Annotated in this window: 13 protein-coding genes, 1 riboswitch and 1 other annotated feature; of the genes, 9 read left to right on the top strand and 4 right to left on the bottom strand. The window is 34.5% G+C overall.

The features are described 5' to 3' along the window. The first annotated feature begins 39 nt into the window (after positions 1-39). Positions 40-771 (top strand): alpha/beta hydrolase family protein, encoded by a 732-nt coding sequence (locus tag NST63_RS07510; RefSeq protein ID WP_078111239.1) that lies wholly within the window; start codon positions 40-42, stop codon positions 769-771. A gap of 41 nt (positions 772-812) precedes the next feature. Continuing rightward, positions 813-1,055: a DUF2584 domain-containing protein gene (locus NST63_RS07515; protein WP_058005631.1), complete on the top strand. Its 243-nt coding sequence runs from the start codon at positions 813-815 to the stop codon at positions 1,053-1,055. Positions 1,056-1,345: 290 nt separating this feature from the next. On the opposite strand, the gene pckA is transcribed toward NST63_RS07515, so the two are convergent. After that, entirely contained in the window at positions 1,346-2,935 is a 1,590-nt protein-coding gene (gene pckA, locus NST63_RS07520; RefSeq protein WP_341041725.1) for a phosphoenolpyruvate carboxykinase (ATP), read from the bottom strand. Between the two features lie 241 nt (positions 2,936-3,176). Further along, positions 3,177-3,358: riboswitch (SAM riboswitch) on the top strand. 281 nt (positions 3,359-3,639) lie between these two features. Here pckA and metK point away from each other — a divergent pair. Then, the gene (metK, locus tag NST63_RS07525; protein ID WP_071976910.1) at positions 3,640-4,836 is read left to right on the top strand and encodes a methionine adenosyltransferase; all 1,197 of its coding nucleotides are present in this window, start codon (positions 3,640-3,642) and stop codon (positions 4,834-4,836) included. A 328-nt stretch (positions 4,837-5,164) separates the two neighbouring features. Continuing rightward, the gene (gene asnB / locus NST63_RS07530; RefSeq protein WP_341041726.1) at positions 5,165-7,057 is read left to right on the top strand and encodes an asparagine synthase (glutamine-hydrolyzing); all 1,893 of its coding nucleotides are present in this window, start codon (positions 5,165-5,167) and stop codon (positions 7,055-7,057) included. A 24-nt stretch (positions 7,058-7,081) separates the two neighbouring features. Here the strand turns inward: asnB and NST63_RS07535 are convergent, their stop codons facing one another. After that, complete coding sequence (locus tag NST63_RS07535; RefSeq protein WP_341041727.1) at positions 7,082-7,846, bottom strand: C39 family peptidase; 765 nt, start codon at positions 7,844-7,846, stop codon at positions 7,082-7,084. Positions 7,847-8,019: 173 nt separating this feature from the next. Next, positions 8,020-8,532: a gamma carbonic anhydrase gene (locus NST63_RS07540; protein WP_341041728.1), complete on the bottom strand. Its 513-nt coding sequence runs from the start codon at positions 8,530-8,532 to the stop codon at positions 8,020-8,022. 198 nt (positions 8,533-8,730) lie between these two features. Between NST63_RS07540 and NST63_RS07545 the strand changes: the two genes are divergently transcribed. Then, on the top strand, positions 8,731-9,537 hold the full coding sequence (locus tag NST63_RS07545) for an alpha/beta hydrolase (RefSeq protein WP_058005625.1): 807 nt from the start codon (positions 8,731-8,733) through the stop codon (positions 9,535-9,537). Between the two features lie 15 nt (positions 9,538-9,552). Further along, complete coding sequence (locus NST63_RS07550) at positions 9,553-10,674, top strand: tetraprenyl-beta-curcumene synthase family protein (protein WP_071976913.1); 1,122 nt, start codon at positions 9,553-9,555, stop codon at positions 10,672-10,674. 260 nt (positions 10,675-10,934) lie between these two features. Here the strand turns inward: NST63_RS07550 and NST63_RS07555 are convergent, their stop codons facing one another. Continuing rightward, positions 10,935-11,507 carry a class I SAM-dependent methyltransferase gene (locus NST63_RS07555; RefSeq protein ID WP_341041730.1) on the bottom strand — a complete coding sequence of 191 codons (573 nt, stop codon included), beginning with the start codon at positions 11,505-11,507 and terminating at the stop codon, positions 10,935-10,937. A 167-nt stretch (positions 11,508-11,674) separates the two neighbouring features. On the opposite strand from NST63_RS07555, the gene NST63_RS07560 reads away from it, so the two are divergent. The 3 genes from NST63_RS07560 (at position 11,675) to NST63_RS07570 (ending at position 13,604) form a co-directional block, all read left to right on the top strand. Further along, positions 11,675-11,950 (top strand): YtzC family protein, encoded by a 276-nt coding sequence (locus NST63_RS07560; protein ID WP_071976915.1) that lies wholly within the window; start codon positions 11,675-11,677, stop codon positions 11,948-11,950. Between the two features lie 9 nt (positions 11,951-11,959). After that, the gene (locus tag NST63_RS07565) at positions 11,960-12,130 is read left to right on the top strand and encodes a hypothetical protein (RefSeq protein ID WP_058005621.1); all 171 of its coding nucleotides are present in this window, start codon (positions 11,960-11,962) and stop codon (positions 12,128-12,130) included. A 280-nt stretch (positions 12,131-12,410) separates the two neighbouring features. Further along, positions 12,411-13,604 carry an MDR family MFS transporter gene (locus NST63_RS07570; protein WP_341041731.1) on the top strand — a complete coding sequence of 398 codons (1,194 nt, stop codon included), beginning with the start codon at positions 12,411-12,413 and terminating at the stop codon, positions 13,602-13,604. Between the two features lie 84 nt (positions 13,605-13,688). After that, positions 13,689-13,908, top strand: a binding site (T-box leader). The last annotated feature ends 130 nt before the right edge of the window (positions 13,909-14,038 follow it).

Raw genomic sequence — 14,038 nt, forward strand, 5'->3', positions numbered from 1 at the left:
GAGAAACAGCCCTTTCCATCACCAAATCCTAAGGTACGAATGTATATGATTACATATTGGTCTGATGAATTAAGAGTAAAGGGATTATTAGCAGAACCGAAGGATGAACAAATATATGATGGTTTTCTCTATCTAAGGGGAGGGATAAAAAGTGTGGGGATGGTTCGTCCAGCTAGAATTGGACAATTTGCTGCGGAGGGATTTATCGTCTTTGCTCCCTTTTACCGTGGTAATAGGGGGGGAGAAGGAAATGAAGATTTTGCAGGAAATGATCGAGTAGATGCATACGCTGCATTCGATCTACTTAAACAATATCATCGAGTAAATAGTAAACGAATCCATATTTTTGGTTTTTCTAGAGGGGGAATCATGGCATTACATACAGCGATAGCACGCAAAGAAGCATTATCAGTTGTCACTTGGGGAGGGGTATCTGACATGATTCTAACTTATGAAGAAAGAAAAGATTTGCGAAAAATGCTCAAGAGGGTTATAGGTGGCACGCCGAATAAATACCCAGAACGATATCAGGATCGTACGCCACTATTTTTCATTGAAAAACTAACCCAACCCATCTTGATCATACATGGGGAAAAAGATGAAAATGTATCTATTGAACATGCAAAAAGATTGGAGGAACGATTAACCTCATTTGGAAGGAAAGTGGAAACTTGGTATTTTGCTAATTATACTCATTATTTTCCACCAGCAATGAATCGGCAAATCGTCAATGATTTATGTTCATGGATGAAAAGTAAGCATGAAGCATGATAAAATAAGAGAAAACATGTACGAAAGAGGAGAATATGATTATGGGTATGCCATTAGAACTAAATACAATGATTGTAACAAAAGGTAAGGAACAGAGATTAGAGGAGAATCTATTTATTTTAGAGAAAGATGATTATCGTCTGTATCCAATTGAAATCCCATTAGATATTCGTCGATCAAAAGAAAGCGATACAAGCGGGACAGCAGTGATTAAAAAGATGGAGTGGGAAAACGGAAAAACGAGAATTATTTATCAACTTGTTTCTTTAAATTCGATAAACTAAAAAAAGAACTAGCAGTTAAGTAATTTTTAAAAGTAGAATGTAGAATATAAAAAAGAGGTTGATCATGTCGTATCAACCTCTTTTTATATAGCTGTTTTTGCATCGTTTGTTGCTTTTGTAAAAACCTAACTACCGATCTTACTCCCAATAAAGGATTCTAGCGGATCTTATGGAGATTGTAGTTCTTTTCTCAGTGAAATGAAACATGTAGTGATCCTCCGTCGGTACTTATTAGTTATAACTTTACTTAAATAGCAACAATGTTTGAAAAAAGGGCTTTTAATAGTAAATTATTTAAAAATCGGTCCGCCATTTACCTCAATTTCTTGTGGTACATTGTGGAATTTTTTGAAATTAGCGTTGAATTTTGCAGCAAGCTCTTTTGCTTTATCTGTATATTCCTGTTGATTCGTCCATGTTTTATTTGGGATTAACACTTCATCTGGTACACCAGGAACATGTAATGGGATATGCAGTCCAAAAATTTCATCTTGTGACGTTTCAACATGAGTTAATTCACCTTCAAGTGCAGCTTGCACCATTGCACGAGTATAGCTTAATTTCATTCGGCTACCAACACCATATTCTCCGCCAGTCCAACCTGTGTTGACAAGAAAGACTTGAACCCCATGTTCATCAATCTTTTTACCAAGCATTTCTGCATACACTGTTGCAGGTAATGGAAGGAATGGTGAACCAAAGCAAGTTGAGAATGTAGCTTCAGGTGAAGTAATTCCACGCTCTGTACCTGCTAATTTTGAAGTGTAGCCACTTAGGAAATGATACATAGCTTGTTCTTTCGTAAGCTTGCTAATAGGAGGTAACACTCCAAATGCATCAGCAGTTAAAAATACTATTGTTTGTGGATGGCCAGCAATACTCGGTTCGATAATATTATCAATCGCTTGAATTGGATAAGCAGCTCGTGTATTTTCAGTTAATGTAGCATCCTCATAAAGGGGAAGTCTAGTTTTTGGATCTATAACGACATTTTCTAAGACAGACCCAAAGCGAATGGCATCAAAAATTTGTGGTTCTTTTTCTCTTGTTAATCCAATGCATTTTGCATAGCAGCCGCCTTCAATATTGAAAACTCCATTTGAAGACCATCCATGTTCGTCATCCCCGATTAGACGGCGATTTGGATCAGCGGATAGTGTAGTTTTTCCTGTACCTGATAATCCGAAAAATAACGCAACATCACCCTCTGCTCCAACATTGGCAGAACAGTGCATAGGTAGGATGTCTTTTTGAGGTAGTAGATAGTTCATAATGGAGAAAATTCCTTTTTTCATTTCTCCAGCATACTCAGTTCCACCAATTAAGATTATACGACGTTCAAATGAAACAGCGATAAATGTTTCAGAGTTAGTTCCATCGGTCGTTGGATCCGCTTTCACATTCGGTGCTGACAATATGGTAAACTCTGCTTGATGTGTTTGTAATTCATCTTCAGTTGGACGGATAAATAATTGATGTGCAAATAGATTATGCCATGCATATTCATTTACTACTTGAATCGGTAAGCGACTCTTATTATCTGCACCTGCAAAACCTTTAAAAACAAATATTTCATTTTGTTCCTTAAGATAATTACTAACTTTTTTATATAGCTTATCAAATGATTCCTCCGAAATTGGTTGGTTTACAGAACCCCAATCAATAAGATCTTTTGTAGAAGCTTCTTCAACAATATATTTATCTTTAGGGGAGCGGCCAGTATATTTACCAGTTTCAGCACAAACAGCACCAGTTGATGTTAATTTTCCCTCTTTACGTTGTAACACTTTTTCCACTAATTGAGGAACAGATAGTTGGGATAACACATTTTTTCCAGTTAAAATTTCAGCTAATGTATTTGAAAATGCGACAGATTTCATTATACTAACCTTCCTTTATTCAAAAATTTAAAGATTGTTTTTTATTCGTTAATTAGTATAACACAATTGTATTAATAGTCTATACTATTTGTGCACATTTTTTTTAACAACATTATTTCGACATATTTTCTTCATACATTTCGTGATCTATTTAATAGGAAATAAGAGATGAATAAAAATTTTTGTAGGAACATGTTGACACGAACTTGCAAATTGCGTAATATTTTACCTTGAACGGATACTCTTATCCCGAGCTGGTGGAGGGACAGGCCCGATGAAACCCAGCAACCGGCATTCTATGTTAGAATTTTTTAGTTAGATCATAACCGATGTTTATCGATTGTGTAATCTAATTTTAAGATTTTCTAAACTAGAAAGCAATGGTGCTAACCTGACGCAAGGGAATACCTTGAACGATAAGAGTGAAAGGCGCGATAATGGATCTTAACCTTTCCTCTCATAAACATGCGGGGAAAGGTTTTATTTTTTCTATTCTAATCTTTGTAGCTATTAGGTAAATTTCTGCATAAATTTAACAAGAATACGAAAAGCCATCTTTTATACAATATCGTCTTTCTAAACCCATGAAAAGGATTTTGCTCCTTAACATTAAAGGATAAAATCTATGGTTTATTTCATACTATTAGGGAATGAGTACCGTGAAGCGTAAAAATAGATAGAAGTAATTTTTGGGAGGAATAAATATGACAAAAAAGCGTCGTTTATTCACATCTGAATCTGTAACAGAAGGTCATCCAGATAAAATCTGTGATCAAATTTCTGATGGGATTTTAGATGCAATTTTAGCTAAAGATCCAAATGCTCGTGTAGCATGTGAAACATCTGTAACTACAGGGCTTGTACTTGTTGCTGGTGAAATTACAACAAGTACATATGTGGATATTCCGAAAATTGTTCGTGAAACAATTAAAGGAATTGGATATACTCGTGCAAAATATGGCTTTGACGCAGAAACATGTGCAGTGCTAACTTCTATTGATGAACAATCTGCAGATATTGCAATGGGTGTAGATAAAGCATTAGAAGCTCGTGAAGGTCAGATGTCTGAAGAGGAAATTGAGGCTATTGGTGCAGGTGACCAAGGGTTAATGTTTGGTTTTGCATGTAATGAAACAAAAGAATTAATGCCATTACCTATTTCCTTAGCTCATAAGCTAGCACGAAGAATTTCTGAAGTTCGTAAAGAGGATATTCTTCCATATTTGCGTCCTGATGCTAAAACCCAGGTAACAGTTGAATATGATGAAAATGACAAACCTGTTCGTATTGATACAATTGTCATATCTACTCAGCATCATCCGGAAATAAGCTTAGAACAAATTCAACGTAATGTGAAAGAATATGTGATTAATCCAGTAGTTCCAAAAGAGTTAATCGATGAAAATACCAAATATTTTATTAATCCGACTGGTCGTTTCGTAATTGGTGGACCACAAGGTGATGCTGGTTTAACAGGTCGTAAAATAATTGTTGATACTTATGGTGGCTATGCACGTCATGGTGGCGGAGCATTCTCTGGTAAAGATCCTACAAAAGTTGACCGTTCAGCAGCTTACGCGGCTAGATATGTTGCTAAGAATATTGTAGCTGCAGGTCTTGCTGATAAGTGTGAAGTTCAACTTGCTTACGCGATTGGGGTAGCTCAACCGGTGTCTATTTCAATTGATACATTTGGAACAGGGAAGGTTGAAGAGGATATCTTAATCGAAGCAGTTAGAAAGCATTTTGACCTACGTCCAGCTGGGATTATTAAAATGCTTGATTTGCGCCGTCCAATTTACAAGCAAACAGCTGCATATGGCCATTTCGGTCGTCATGATCTTGATCTTCCATGGGAGAGAACAGACAAAGCAGAAGCATTACGTGACTTTTCACTTTAAAGAATGAAATGGGGCTACATGGGTAGCCCCATTTTTTATTCTTAAGGAAAATATGCACCGTAGATATTAATCACATGATTGTTGTTTACGTCGAGCCTGATTCCAAACAACCTCACCAAAGGAAAATCAAAAGCGTTACCATAACTTGGCGGGGCTGAGCAAGATGCTTGCACGTTTGTTATTCACTTGTAGTTCTTTCCATAAAAATATATATAATGTCTACTGCAAAAAAAGTAAAATAATGATAGTATAGTGGAGTGTATTTTTAAAAGGCGGTTGGCCTTTAATAAAGTATGTTAATTAGAAATGGAGTAGGTGACATACATAAATGTGTGGATTTGTTGGTTGTATTCATGACCGAGAGATTGGTTTAAGAGATTCGGATAGACAGCTTTTTAAGAATATGAATGATATTATTACACATCGTGGACCAGATGATGAAGGTTTTTTTGAAGATGAGCATATCCAATTTGGTTTCCGCAGATTAAGTATTATTGATATAGAAAGTGGACACCAGCCATTAACCTATGAAAATGAGCGCTATTGGATTATTTTTAATGGTGAAATATATAATTATGTTGAGCTCAGAAATGAACTAATTGAGATGGGACTTACTTTTGAAACTTCTTCAGATACAGAAGTAATTATTGCTCTTTATAGTCATTATAAAGAAAAAGCGGTGGAGAAACTTAGGGGAATGTTTGCTTTTACGATTTGGGATAAACAAGAGCAAGTTTTAATTGGTGCTCGCGATCCATTCGGCATTAAACCATTTTTCTATCGTGAAGAAGAAAAACGGACATTCTTTGCATCAGAGAAGAAAAGTATTCTACTTGCAATGGACCATGAAGAGCTTAATTATGATGCAGCACAACATTATATGACCTATCAATTTGTTCCTGAACCAGAAACAATGACAAAAGGAATAAAAAAATTAGAACCAGGACATTATTTTACGAAAAAGCCTGGAGAGAAGATGAAGATTGAACGTTATTGGAAAGCCTCTTTCCAACCAGTTCAAAAATCAGAGGATGAATTTGTTAAAGAAATTAGGGATGTATTATTTGATTCAGTAAACGTCCATATGCGAAGTGATGTTCCGGTAGGATCCTTCTTATCTGGAGGTATTGATTCTTCAATTATCGCATCTATTGCCAAGCAATATCATCCGAACATTAAAACATTTTCAGTTGGTTTTGAACATAATGGGTTTAGTGAAATTGATGTGGCTAAGGAAACAGCAGAAAAATTAGGTGTTGAGAATATTAGTTATATCATCTCACCTGAAGAATATATGAAAGAACTTCCTAAAATCATCTGGCATTTAGATGATCCACTTGCTGATCCTGCATGTGTTCCATTGTATTTCGTCGCACGTGAAGCGAGAAAACATGTAACTGTTGTATTATCTGGTGAAGGTGCAGACGAGCTATTTGGTGGATATAATATTTATCGTGAACCGCAATCATTAGAAGTGTTTGACAAAATTCCTGCGATTGGAAAATCTTTGTTAAAAGCATTAGCAAAAATTTTACCTGAGGGAGTAAAAGGAAAAAGCTTTATTGAACGCGGTGTGACTCCAATGGAACAAAGATATATTGGAAATGCCAAAATGTATACTGAAGAGGAGAAAAAGGATTTATTAGCTCAGTATCGAACAGGTATAGATTATACAGATATAACTAAACCACTTTATGCAGAAACAAAAGGATATGATCCGGTTGATCGTATGCAGTACATTGATATCCATACATGGATGCGTGGAGATATTCTTTTAAAGGCAGATAAAATGACAATGGCACATTCCTTGGAATTGCGCGTTCCATTTTTAGATAAAGAAGTATTTAAAATCGCATCGAAAATACCAACTAGTTTAAAAACAGCAAATAATACAACCAAATATATTTTAAGAAAAGCGGCTGAAGGGGTTGTACCTGATCATGTTCTTAATCGAAAGAAATTAGGATTTCCCGTCCCAATTCGCCACTGGTTAAAAAATGAAATGAATGATTGGGCGAAACAAATCATTCATGAAAGTGCAACTGATCATATTATTAATAAACATTATGTTTTGAATTTATTAGAGGAGCACTGTCAAGGAAAAATGGATCATAGCCGTAAAATTTGGACGGTTCTTGTATTTATGATCTGGCATGCAGTGTATGTTGAAGAGAAATACGATTTCCAGAAACAATATAAGCTATCAGCTGCAACATTATAAAAAAAACAGCCAATGATTACAGACCTAATTTTGGAATGTAATTGCTTGGCTGCCCATTTGCACCCAGGCTTTTTTAAAGTCGACAATGGGTGCTTTTTTATTTTTTGTTCCTGTTAGTGGATCGTTAAAATAAATATATTCCTTATCATACCCAGTAACTAATACAGAGTGTTCCTTACTAGTAACTCGAATGGGTCCCTCTTCGGTGTACCATGTTTTGAAGTAAGAATCCGAAAGTTGTTGATACTTTGTATTAATAATAACCCATACTGGGCGTTCATCTGATAAATATATTTTTAAGTCTTCAAATGTTGAATTCGTTAAATTGACAATTTTCCCAGGTAAATATTTTTCAGCCAGTTTAACTATAGGTTCAACATACACTCCTAATCCTGGTTGATCATATGTATAAATATTGCCAACAAACCCCTTATGTGGATTCCCAAAATACACTTTTTCATTGACTACAGATTGAGGAGTCGGATCTTTTTCAATTTCACTCGCTAAAGCCATCTTATCCTTATTAATTCCAGCTGCTAGTAGGAGCATCGATAGGCTTGTTACTTCACAGCCGCGTGCCAACTCAGGAAATTGAGAAATAACAGGTATATCAAGAAGGACCTTATCTTTTAGTTTAATAATTTTATATTGATCTGAAGCAGACAAGGTTTCTGTCAATTTTTGATTTTCCTCAAAGGCAAAGCTGTTATCTTCTTTATTTATATAACCAAATAAAAAAACAATAGATGCCAATAGAAAAATAGCAAAAATAGAGAGAATAGATTTCATTAATTATCACCTTATTCCATCATCTTTACTATTTACATCGACAATAATCTGCAATGTTTTAGTGAAGAATGTCACCATTCAACAAATTATTTAGAAAGCAGCAAATTTATATTATATCGTTTACTAACTTTTTATTTCGAGCATACAATTAATATAACGAAGTATTGTATGTTTTACTTTTGTATTGATTTATAGTATTTCCCTTTTTCAGCATATTCTTTTGAAATTCTAATCATATCTTGGATATCCTCATTGTTTAATGTTCTAATCACTTTTGCCGGTCTGCCAAAGGCTAGTGTATTTGGAGGAATGACTTTCCCTTGGGGGACGAGACTACCAGCTCCGATAAATGCTCCTTCACCGATTTCTGCACGATCTAAAATAATCGACCCCATCCCAATAAGTGCTTTCTTTCTAATTTTACAGCTATGTAAAATTACTTGATGTCCTATGGTTACTTCATCTTCAATAATTAATGGATTATTTGGGCTTTGATGTAAGACTGAATTATCTTGTATATTTACTTTTTTCCCAATAATAGTTGGTGCAACATCCCCACGAATGGTCGTATTAAACCAAATACTAGATTCTTCACAGATTTCTACATCTCCAGAAATCGTGACATAATCTGCAATATATGCCGAATCAGCAATTTTAGGCAGTTTCCCCTTATATGGGTAAATCATTTGACCCAATCCCTTCTATTCCATAAATTAATTGTGTATTATTTTCTATTTTATTTTGTCATTATTTTATAATGGGTACAATAAGAAAAATGATAAATTATTCTTGCTTTGCCACGGAATAGTCAAATCCTTTTCATATCAATCGGTTTCATTTAAAATAGTTAAGTATTACAATGCAAAGAAGAGGAGGTTTCAGATATGTGGAAATGGGAAGCCGATGAAGATCCAAAAGCTGTCATTGTTATCGTTCATGGTGCGATGGAACATCATGGAAGATATAATTGGCTTATTGAGATGTGGCGATCTTCAGGATTTCATGTGATTATGGGTGATCTACCTGGACAAGGAATGACAAGTAGATCGCAGCGAGGGCATATCGAATCCTTTGATGAATATATTTTTGAAATAAAAGATTGGGTACAAACTTCTTATCAATTTAATGTACCGGTATTTTTATTAGGACATAGTATGGGAGGACTTGCGGTTATTCGAACAATCCAAGAGGAAAAGTTAAATTTAGCAGGTGTTATCCTCTCTGCACCATGTTTAGATTTAGTAAAATATCCATCGAGTTTTTTAGGAGTGTTATCGATATTTTTAAATCGTGCTGCTCCCCAATTAAAATTCTCAAGTGGATTATCCATTGAGTCAGTGACAAGAAATGAAGAGGCGAAGGATTTGGCATTAAACGATACACTATATGTTACTAAAGTTTCAGTTAGATGGTATCGGGAGCTTTTAAAGGCGATGAAATTAGCTACTTCAAAAATATCAAATGTACCAGATATTCCTTTACTCGTGTTACAAGGTGGAAATGATAAAATTGTTAATAAGTTAGCAGTGAATGATTGGTTTAATAAAGTTTCACTATCTGAGAAACAGTACAAAATATGGCCAGAAAGTTATCACGAAATATTTAGTGAACCTGAACGAGAAGAGGTATTCCAATATGCGAAAAATTTTGTGGAAACAAGACTGAGTTCATTAGGTTATATCATAAAATGAGGTGATCCGAAAAATATGTCAGTTCCATCACATCCTATTTCATTAATGACTCAGGTGTACAAAAGGGTTTTTCCTAGTGTCCATCGTGAGCTACTGCAATGGAAAGAGAAGGCGGCATCTATCCCAAATAAAGAGCTAAAGAATCAAGCATTAGCAAGTATTAATCATAAAACATTCCATTGCGAAGGTGGGTCTATTCTTGGTCTTCTTGCATTAGAGAGGCGAGATGAAGCGATTGAATTTATCGTCGCATATCAAACAATAAGTGATTATCTCGATAACTTATGTGATCGAAGTACATCGTTAGATCCGGATGATTTTGCTGCATTACACGAATCAATGAAAGATTCATTAACAGTTGGGGCAGAGCCGAAAAATTATTATCGACTGAGATCTGATCAAAATGATGGTGGATATTTACATGATTTAGTCCTCACATGCCAAAAGGTTTTAACCAGACTGAAGAATTATCATTTAATCAAGGAACCATTACTGGAACTATGTTCCTACTATTGTGATTTACAAATACATAAACATGTAAAGGTTGATGAGAGAGAGGGACGGTTACAAGAATGGTTTGAAAAATATAAAGATTCCTTACCAGAAATGGACTGGTACGAATTTTCCGCTTGTTCTGGTTCAACACTTGGAATTTTTTGTCTAGTCTCTTATGCATTACGTGAGGATTTTAAAGAGGAACATGCTACAAGTATACGTAATGGTTATTTCCCATATATTCAAGGATTACATATCCTTCTAGATTATTTTATTGATCAGGAGGAGGATCGCGAAGGGGGAGATTTAAATTTCTGTTTCTATTATGAAAACAATGAACATTTATTGAAAAGATTGACCCATTTTCTAACTGAAGCAGATAAACATACCGATAAATTACCAGACCAGACTTTCCATAAATTAATCAATCGTGGGTTATTAGCTGTATATTTATCGGATAATAAGGTAAATAAACAAAAAGATGTGCAAAGAATTTCGAGAAAAATGATTAAACATGGTGGATCGATTAGTCGTTTCTTTTATTGGAATGGGCGTGCATATCGTAAAGTGCAAAGTATGGTACCAAGTGGCGTAGTAAAAATAATTTTAAAATCGAAAAAGAAAAGTGCGGAAATTGGTTAATGATCGACAGTTTTTATGTAGTTTTTGCATGTTTAAAAACCAACTGCCCGGCTTTTAAACATAATAAATGATCAGCGATCTTATGGAGTTTCCAGCTCTTTTCTCAGTGAAATGATAGATGTAACGGTCTTCAACTGATAGTAGTTAGTTGAAACTTTCCTTAAATAGGAACAATGTTTGAGAAAAGAGCCATTAGTTAAGACTATACTAAAAAAACAATGCTTGAGAAAATACCTAAAAAACGATAATCAACTGAATGATTATCGTTTTTCAATTGCAATGACAAATGGCGGTTGATTGATCTGGTTAATAAATTGGTATTGAAGTACATGTGCCTTTTTTTGATCAATAGTTTGTACAAAGTTTAAAACTTGATCACGCTCAATCTCCCCACCTGGATGACCATGATAAATAACAAGAACAATAAGAGCTCCAGGCTTCATTATTTCTAATAATTGCTTGAGGGCATTTATGGTTGTATTCCCATGAGTAATAATTTGTTTATCCCCACCAGGTAAATAACCTAGATTAAAGATTGCTCCTGCAACTTGCCCATGATATTGTTCTGGAATCGAATCTTTAAGTGTTTCATGACCTTTATTTATCAGTACTATATTTTCAGTACATGTTTTTTCAGCTAAATACCTTTTTGCCTGTTCGATAGCCATTTTCTGGATATCAAATCCAAATACCCTACCTTCAGGGCCAACTAAATTTGCTAAAAATTCAGTATCATAGCCATTTCCAACAGTGGCATCAACAACTATTTCCTTCTTCGTTACACTTTTCTTTAGTAAGCTATGAGCAAAATCAATTACTTTCATAAGTTTCATGGCAAATCTCCAATTTCAAAATTAATATAAAAATCATTCAAATTTTATCATGTACAATCAAACCAGTCTAATCTTGATTCCTTCGATTGCCAACATAGTAAGTATATAAATGAACAAAATAAAGAAGAAGCGATTGCTTCAAAAAGCATATGAAAGTGGGGATGAAGTTGGCCACTAGACAATCGGTTGGTGAACATATCCAAAAATGTGAAGAAGCTATTCAATATGCAAAAGAACAGTTTATTGAGGGAAGTCGTCAGGAACATTATTATGATAATGAATATCAAGATGCTCTCCAAGGTTTGGAGAATTCCTATAATGAGTTAGCCCAACTATCAAACAGTGCGAATTCACAGCAAAGGGAACAATTACATCGGATGAGATTACAACTTCAACAAATACAAAATCAAATGATTTTGTTAAATCATGATCGGCCAATATAGGAGGATATCATGAAAAAAAGATCGAAGGCAAATAATCCAGAACAAAAAACTAAAAATGGCATCAATAATCAAGATATGGAGTTAGGTAGGGAGTATGATCCAGTAAAACAACTGAAGAAACAAAATGCAAAAAAAAGCCAACCAATCCGCTCAAAACAACGTATAGAAAAGCCAGATTAAATTATAGGGTTGACTCAAAAAGGTGTTTGAAGCATCTTCATTGAGTCGACCCTTTCTGTTTGTAGAATTTACTATAAATAAAATATAGGAAAGATCAACCTTATTTAACTGAATATTATGTGTTTACATTCTTGGTTGATTGGTACTTGTAGAGTGTAGCGAAAAGGAATAAAATTGGGAAGGTGATTAAGGAGATTAAGTTAAATAACTCATGTACTAATAAATAATTTAAGTGAATTTATTTAGTACTTATATAAATAATGGGGGAGGGGGCGGTTTCATGCCAAAGTCATTATGGATGTTGGTAATCGGTATGATGGTAAATGTAACGGGCTCTTCTTTTTTATGGCCTTTAAATGCTATCTACATGCATGATCATCTAGGGAAATCTTTATCTGTGGCAGGTATCGTATTAATGTTAAATTCTGCTGCAAGTGTACTAGGAAATTTATTAGGTGGAAGTTTTTATGATAAGTTTGGTGGTTATCGTACGATATTAATTGGTGTATTTATCACCATATTTTCTTTGATTGGTATGACTTTTTGGCATGAATGGCCAACATATGCAATCTTTTTAACTGTTATCGGGTTTGGCTCAGGGATTATTCCTCCAGCTATTTTTGCAATGGCGGGCTCCGTTTGGAAAGAGGGAGGAAGAAAGGCATTCAATGCTATTTACATTGCACAGAATTTTGGAGTTGCAGTCGGTTCAGCATTAGGAGGTTTTGTAGCTTCCTTTTCCTTTGATTATATTTTTATTGCTAATTTACTTATGTTTATTGTTTTTTTCTTCATTTCATTTTTTGGATATCGCAATATAAAATCCGAACAAGGGAATCATACCTCTGTTATTCATGAGAAAAAACCAATTAAGAACAAAACAAAGTTTATTTCTTTAATGATCTTATGTGCAGGCTATTTATTGTGTTGGGTTGGTTATGTTCAATGGCAGTCAACGATTGCTACTTATACACAAGAAATTAACATTTCCTTAAGTCAATATAGTATGTTGTGGACAATAAATGGTGCATTAATTGTCCTTGGTCAACCATTGTTAAATCCTATAATGAAACTGTTCGGTACAAATTTAAAAGGTCCAATTATTACAGGTATTGTTATTTTTATGTGTTCATTTGGAATTGCCAGTTTTGCTTCTGATTTTAAAGGATTTTTAACTGCGATGATTATACTTACCATTGGAGAAATGTTTGTATGGCCAACTGTACCAACCATAGCCGATAAGTTAGCACCTAAAGGAAAAGAAGGATTTTTCCAAGGAATTGTTAATAGTACAGCAACGGGTGGGAGAATGATTGGTCCATTATTGGGCGGAATTTTAGTGGATGTATATAGTATGTCATTATTATTTAAAGCTCTTATTGTATTACTAATCGTTTCCATTATCTTATCATTAATATATGATCGCCCACTTAAATCAAAATCAAAAGTAGAAAAACAATCCATACCTATGTAAGGAAGACTATTTATAATTAAAATAGTAAAATGTACTTGATAATAAGTATAATATTGGTTACAATGGTGAATACAATTATCAGATAGCTAAACGTTGAGAAGGAATAGTAGTGATGATCTCCTTGATAAGAGAGTTGGCGGTCGGTGCAAGCCAATCAGGAACATCATGAACTCACCTTGGAGTTGCAAATGTGAACATCAATTAAGTAATATTTGCCGTTTTCCGCGTTAAGGATGAATGAAGTGAGTGGTTTACACTAATTTGGGTGGTACCGCGGGAGAATATACAGCCTCTCGTCCCTTTAATAGGGATGAGAGGCTTTTTATATTGTTTTTTAAGGCTCTATTCTTAAACATTGTTGCTAGTTAGGTAAGTTTAACTATTTAAGTTAAGTAAAAGGCAACTCTTTATTTAACTGAGAAAAGGGTCATTGA

It is taken from the genome of Heyndrickxia sp. FSL W8-0496 (genome assembly GCF_038007825.1).
Taxonomy (GTDB): domain Bacteria; phylum Bacillota; class Bacilli; order Bacillales; family Bacillaceae_C; genus Heyndrickxia; species Heyndrickxia oleronia.

Excerpts from the sequence above, each read along its gene's own strand:
- NST63_RS07555 (WP_341041730.1), bottom strand. The coding sequence starts at position 11,507 with ATGAAACTTATGAAAGTAATTGATTTTGCTCATAGCTTACTAAAGAAA.
- metK (WP_071976910.1), top strand. The coding sequence starts at position 3,640 with ATGACAAAAAAGCGTCGTTTATTCACATCTGAATCTGTAACAGAAGGT.
- NST63_RS07550 (WP_071976913.1), top strand. The coding sequence starts at position 9,553 with ATGTCAGTTCCATCACATCCTATTTCATTAATGACTCAGGTGTACAAA.
- NST63_RS07535 (WP_341041727.1), bottom strand. The coding sequence starts at position 7,846 with ATGAAATCTATTCTCTCTATTTTTGCTATTTTTCTATTGGCATCTATT.
- asnB (WP_341041726.1), top strand. The coding sequence starts at position 5,165 with ATGTGTGGATTTGTTGGTTGTATTCATGACCGAGAGATTGGTTTAAGA.
- NST63_RS07515 (WP_058005631.1), top strand. The coding sequence starts at position 813 with ATGGGTATGCCATTAGAACTAAATACAATGATTGTAACAAAAGGTAAG.
- NST63_RS07510 (WP_078111239.1), top strand. The coding sequence starts at position 40 with ATGTATATGATTACATATTGGTCTGATGAATTAAGAGTAAAGGGATTA.
- NST63_RS07545 (WP_058005625.1), top strand. The coding sequence starts at position 8,731 with ATGTGGAAATGGGAAGCCGATGAAGATCCAAAAGCTGTCATTGTTATC.
- pckA (WP_341041725.1), bottom strand. The coding sequence starts at position 2,935 with ATGAAATCTGTCGCATTTTCAAATACATTAGCTGAAATTTTAACTGGA.
- NST63_RS07565 (WP_058005621.1), top strand. The coding sequence starts at position 11,960 with ATGAAAAAAAGATCGAAGGCAAATAATCCAGAACAAAAAACTAAAAAT.
- NST63_RS07540 (WP_341041728.1), bottom strand. The coding sequence starts at position 8,532 with ATGATTTACCCATATAAGGGGAAACTGCCTAAAATTGCTGATTCGGCA.
- NST63_RS07570 (WP_341041731.1), top strand. The coding sequence starts at position 12,411 with ATGCCAAAGTCATTATGGATGTTGGTAATCGGTATGATGGTAAATGTA.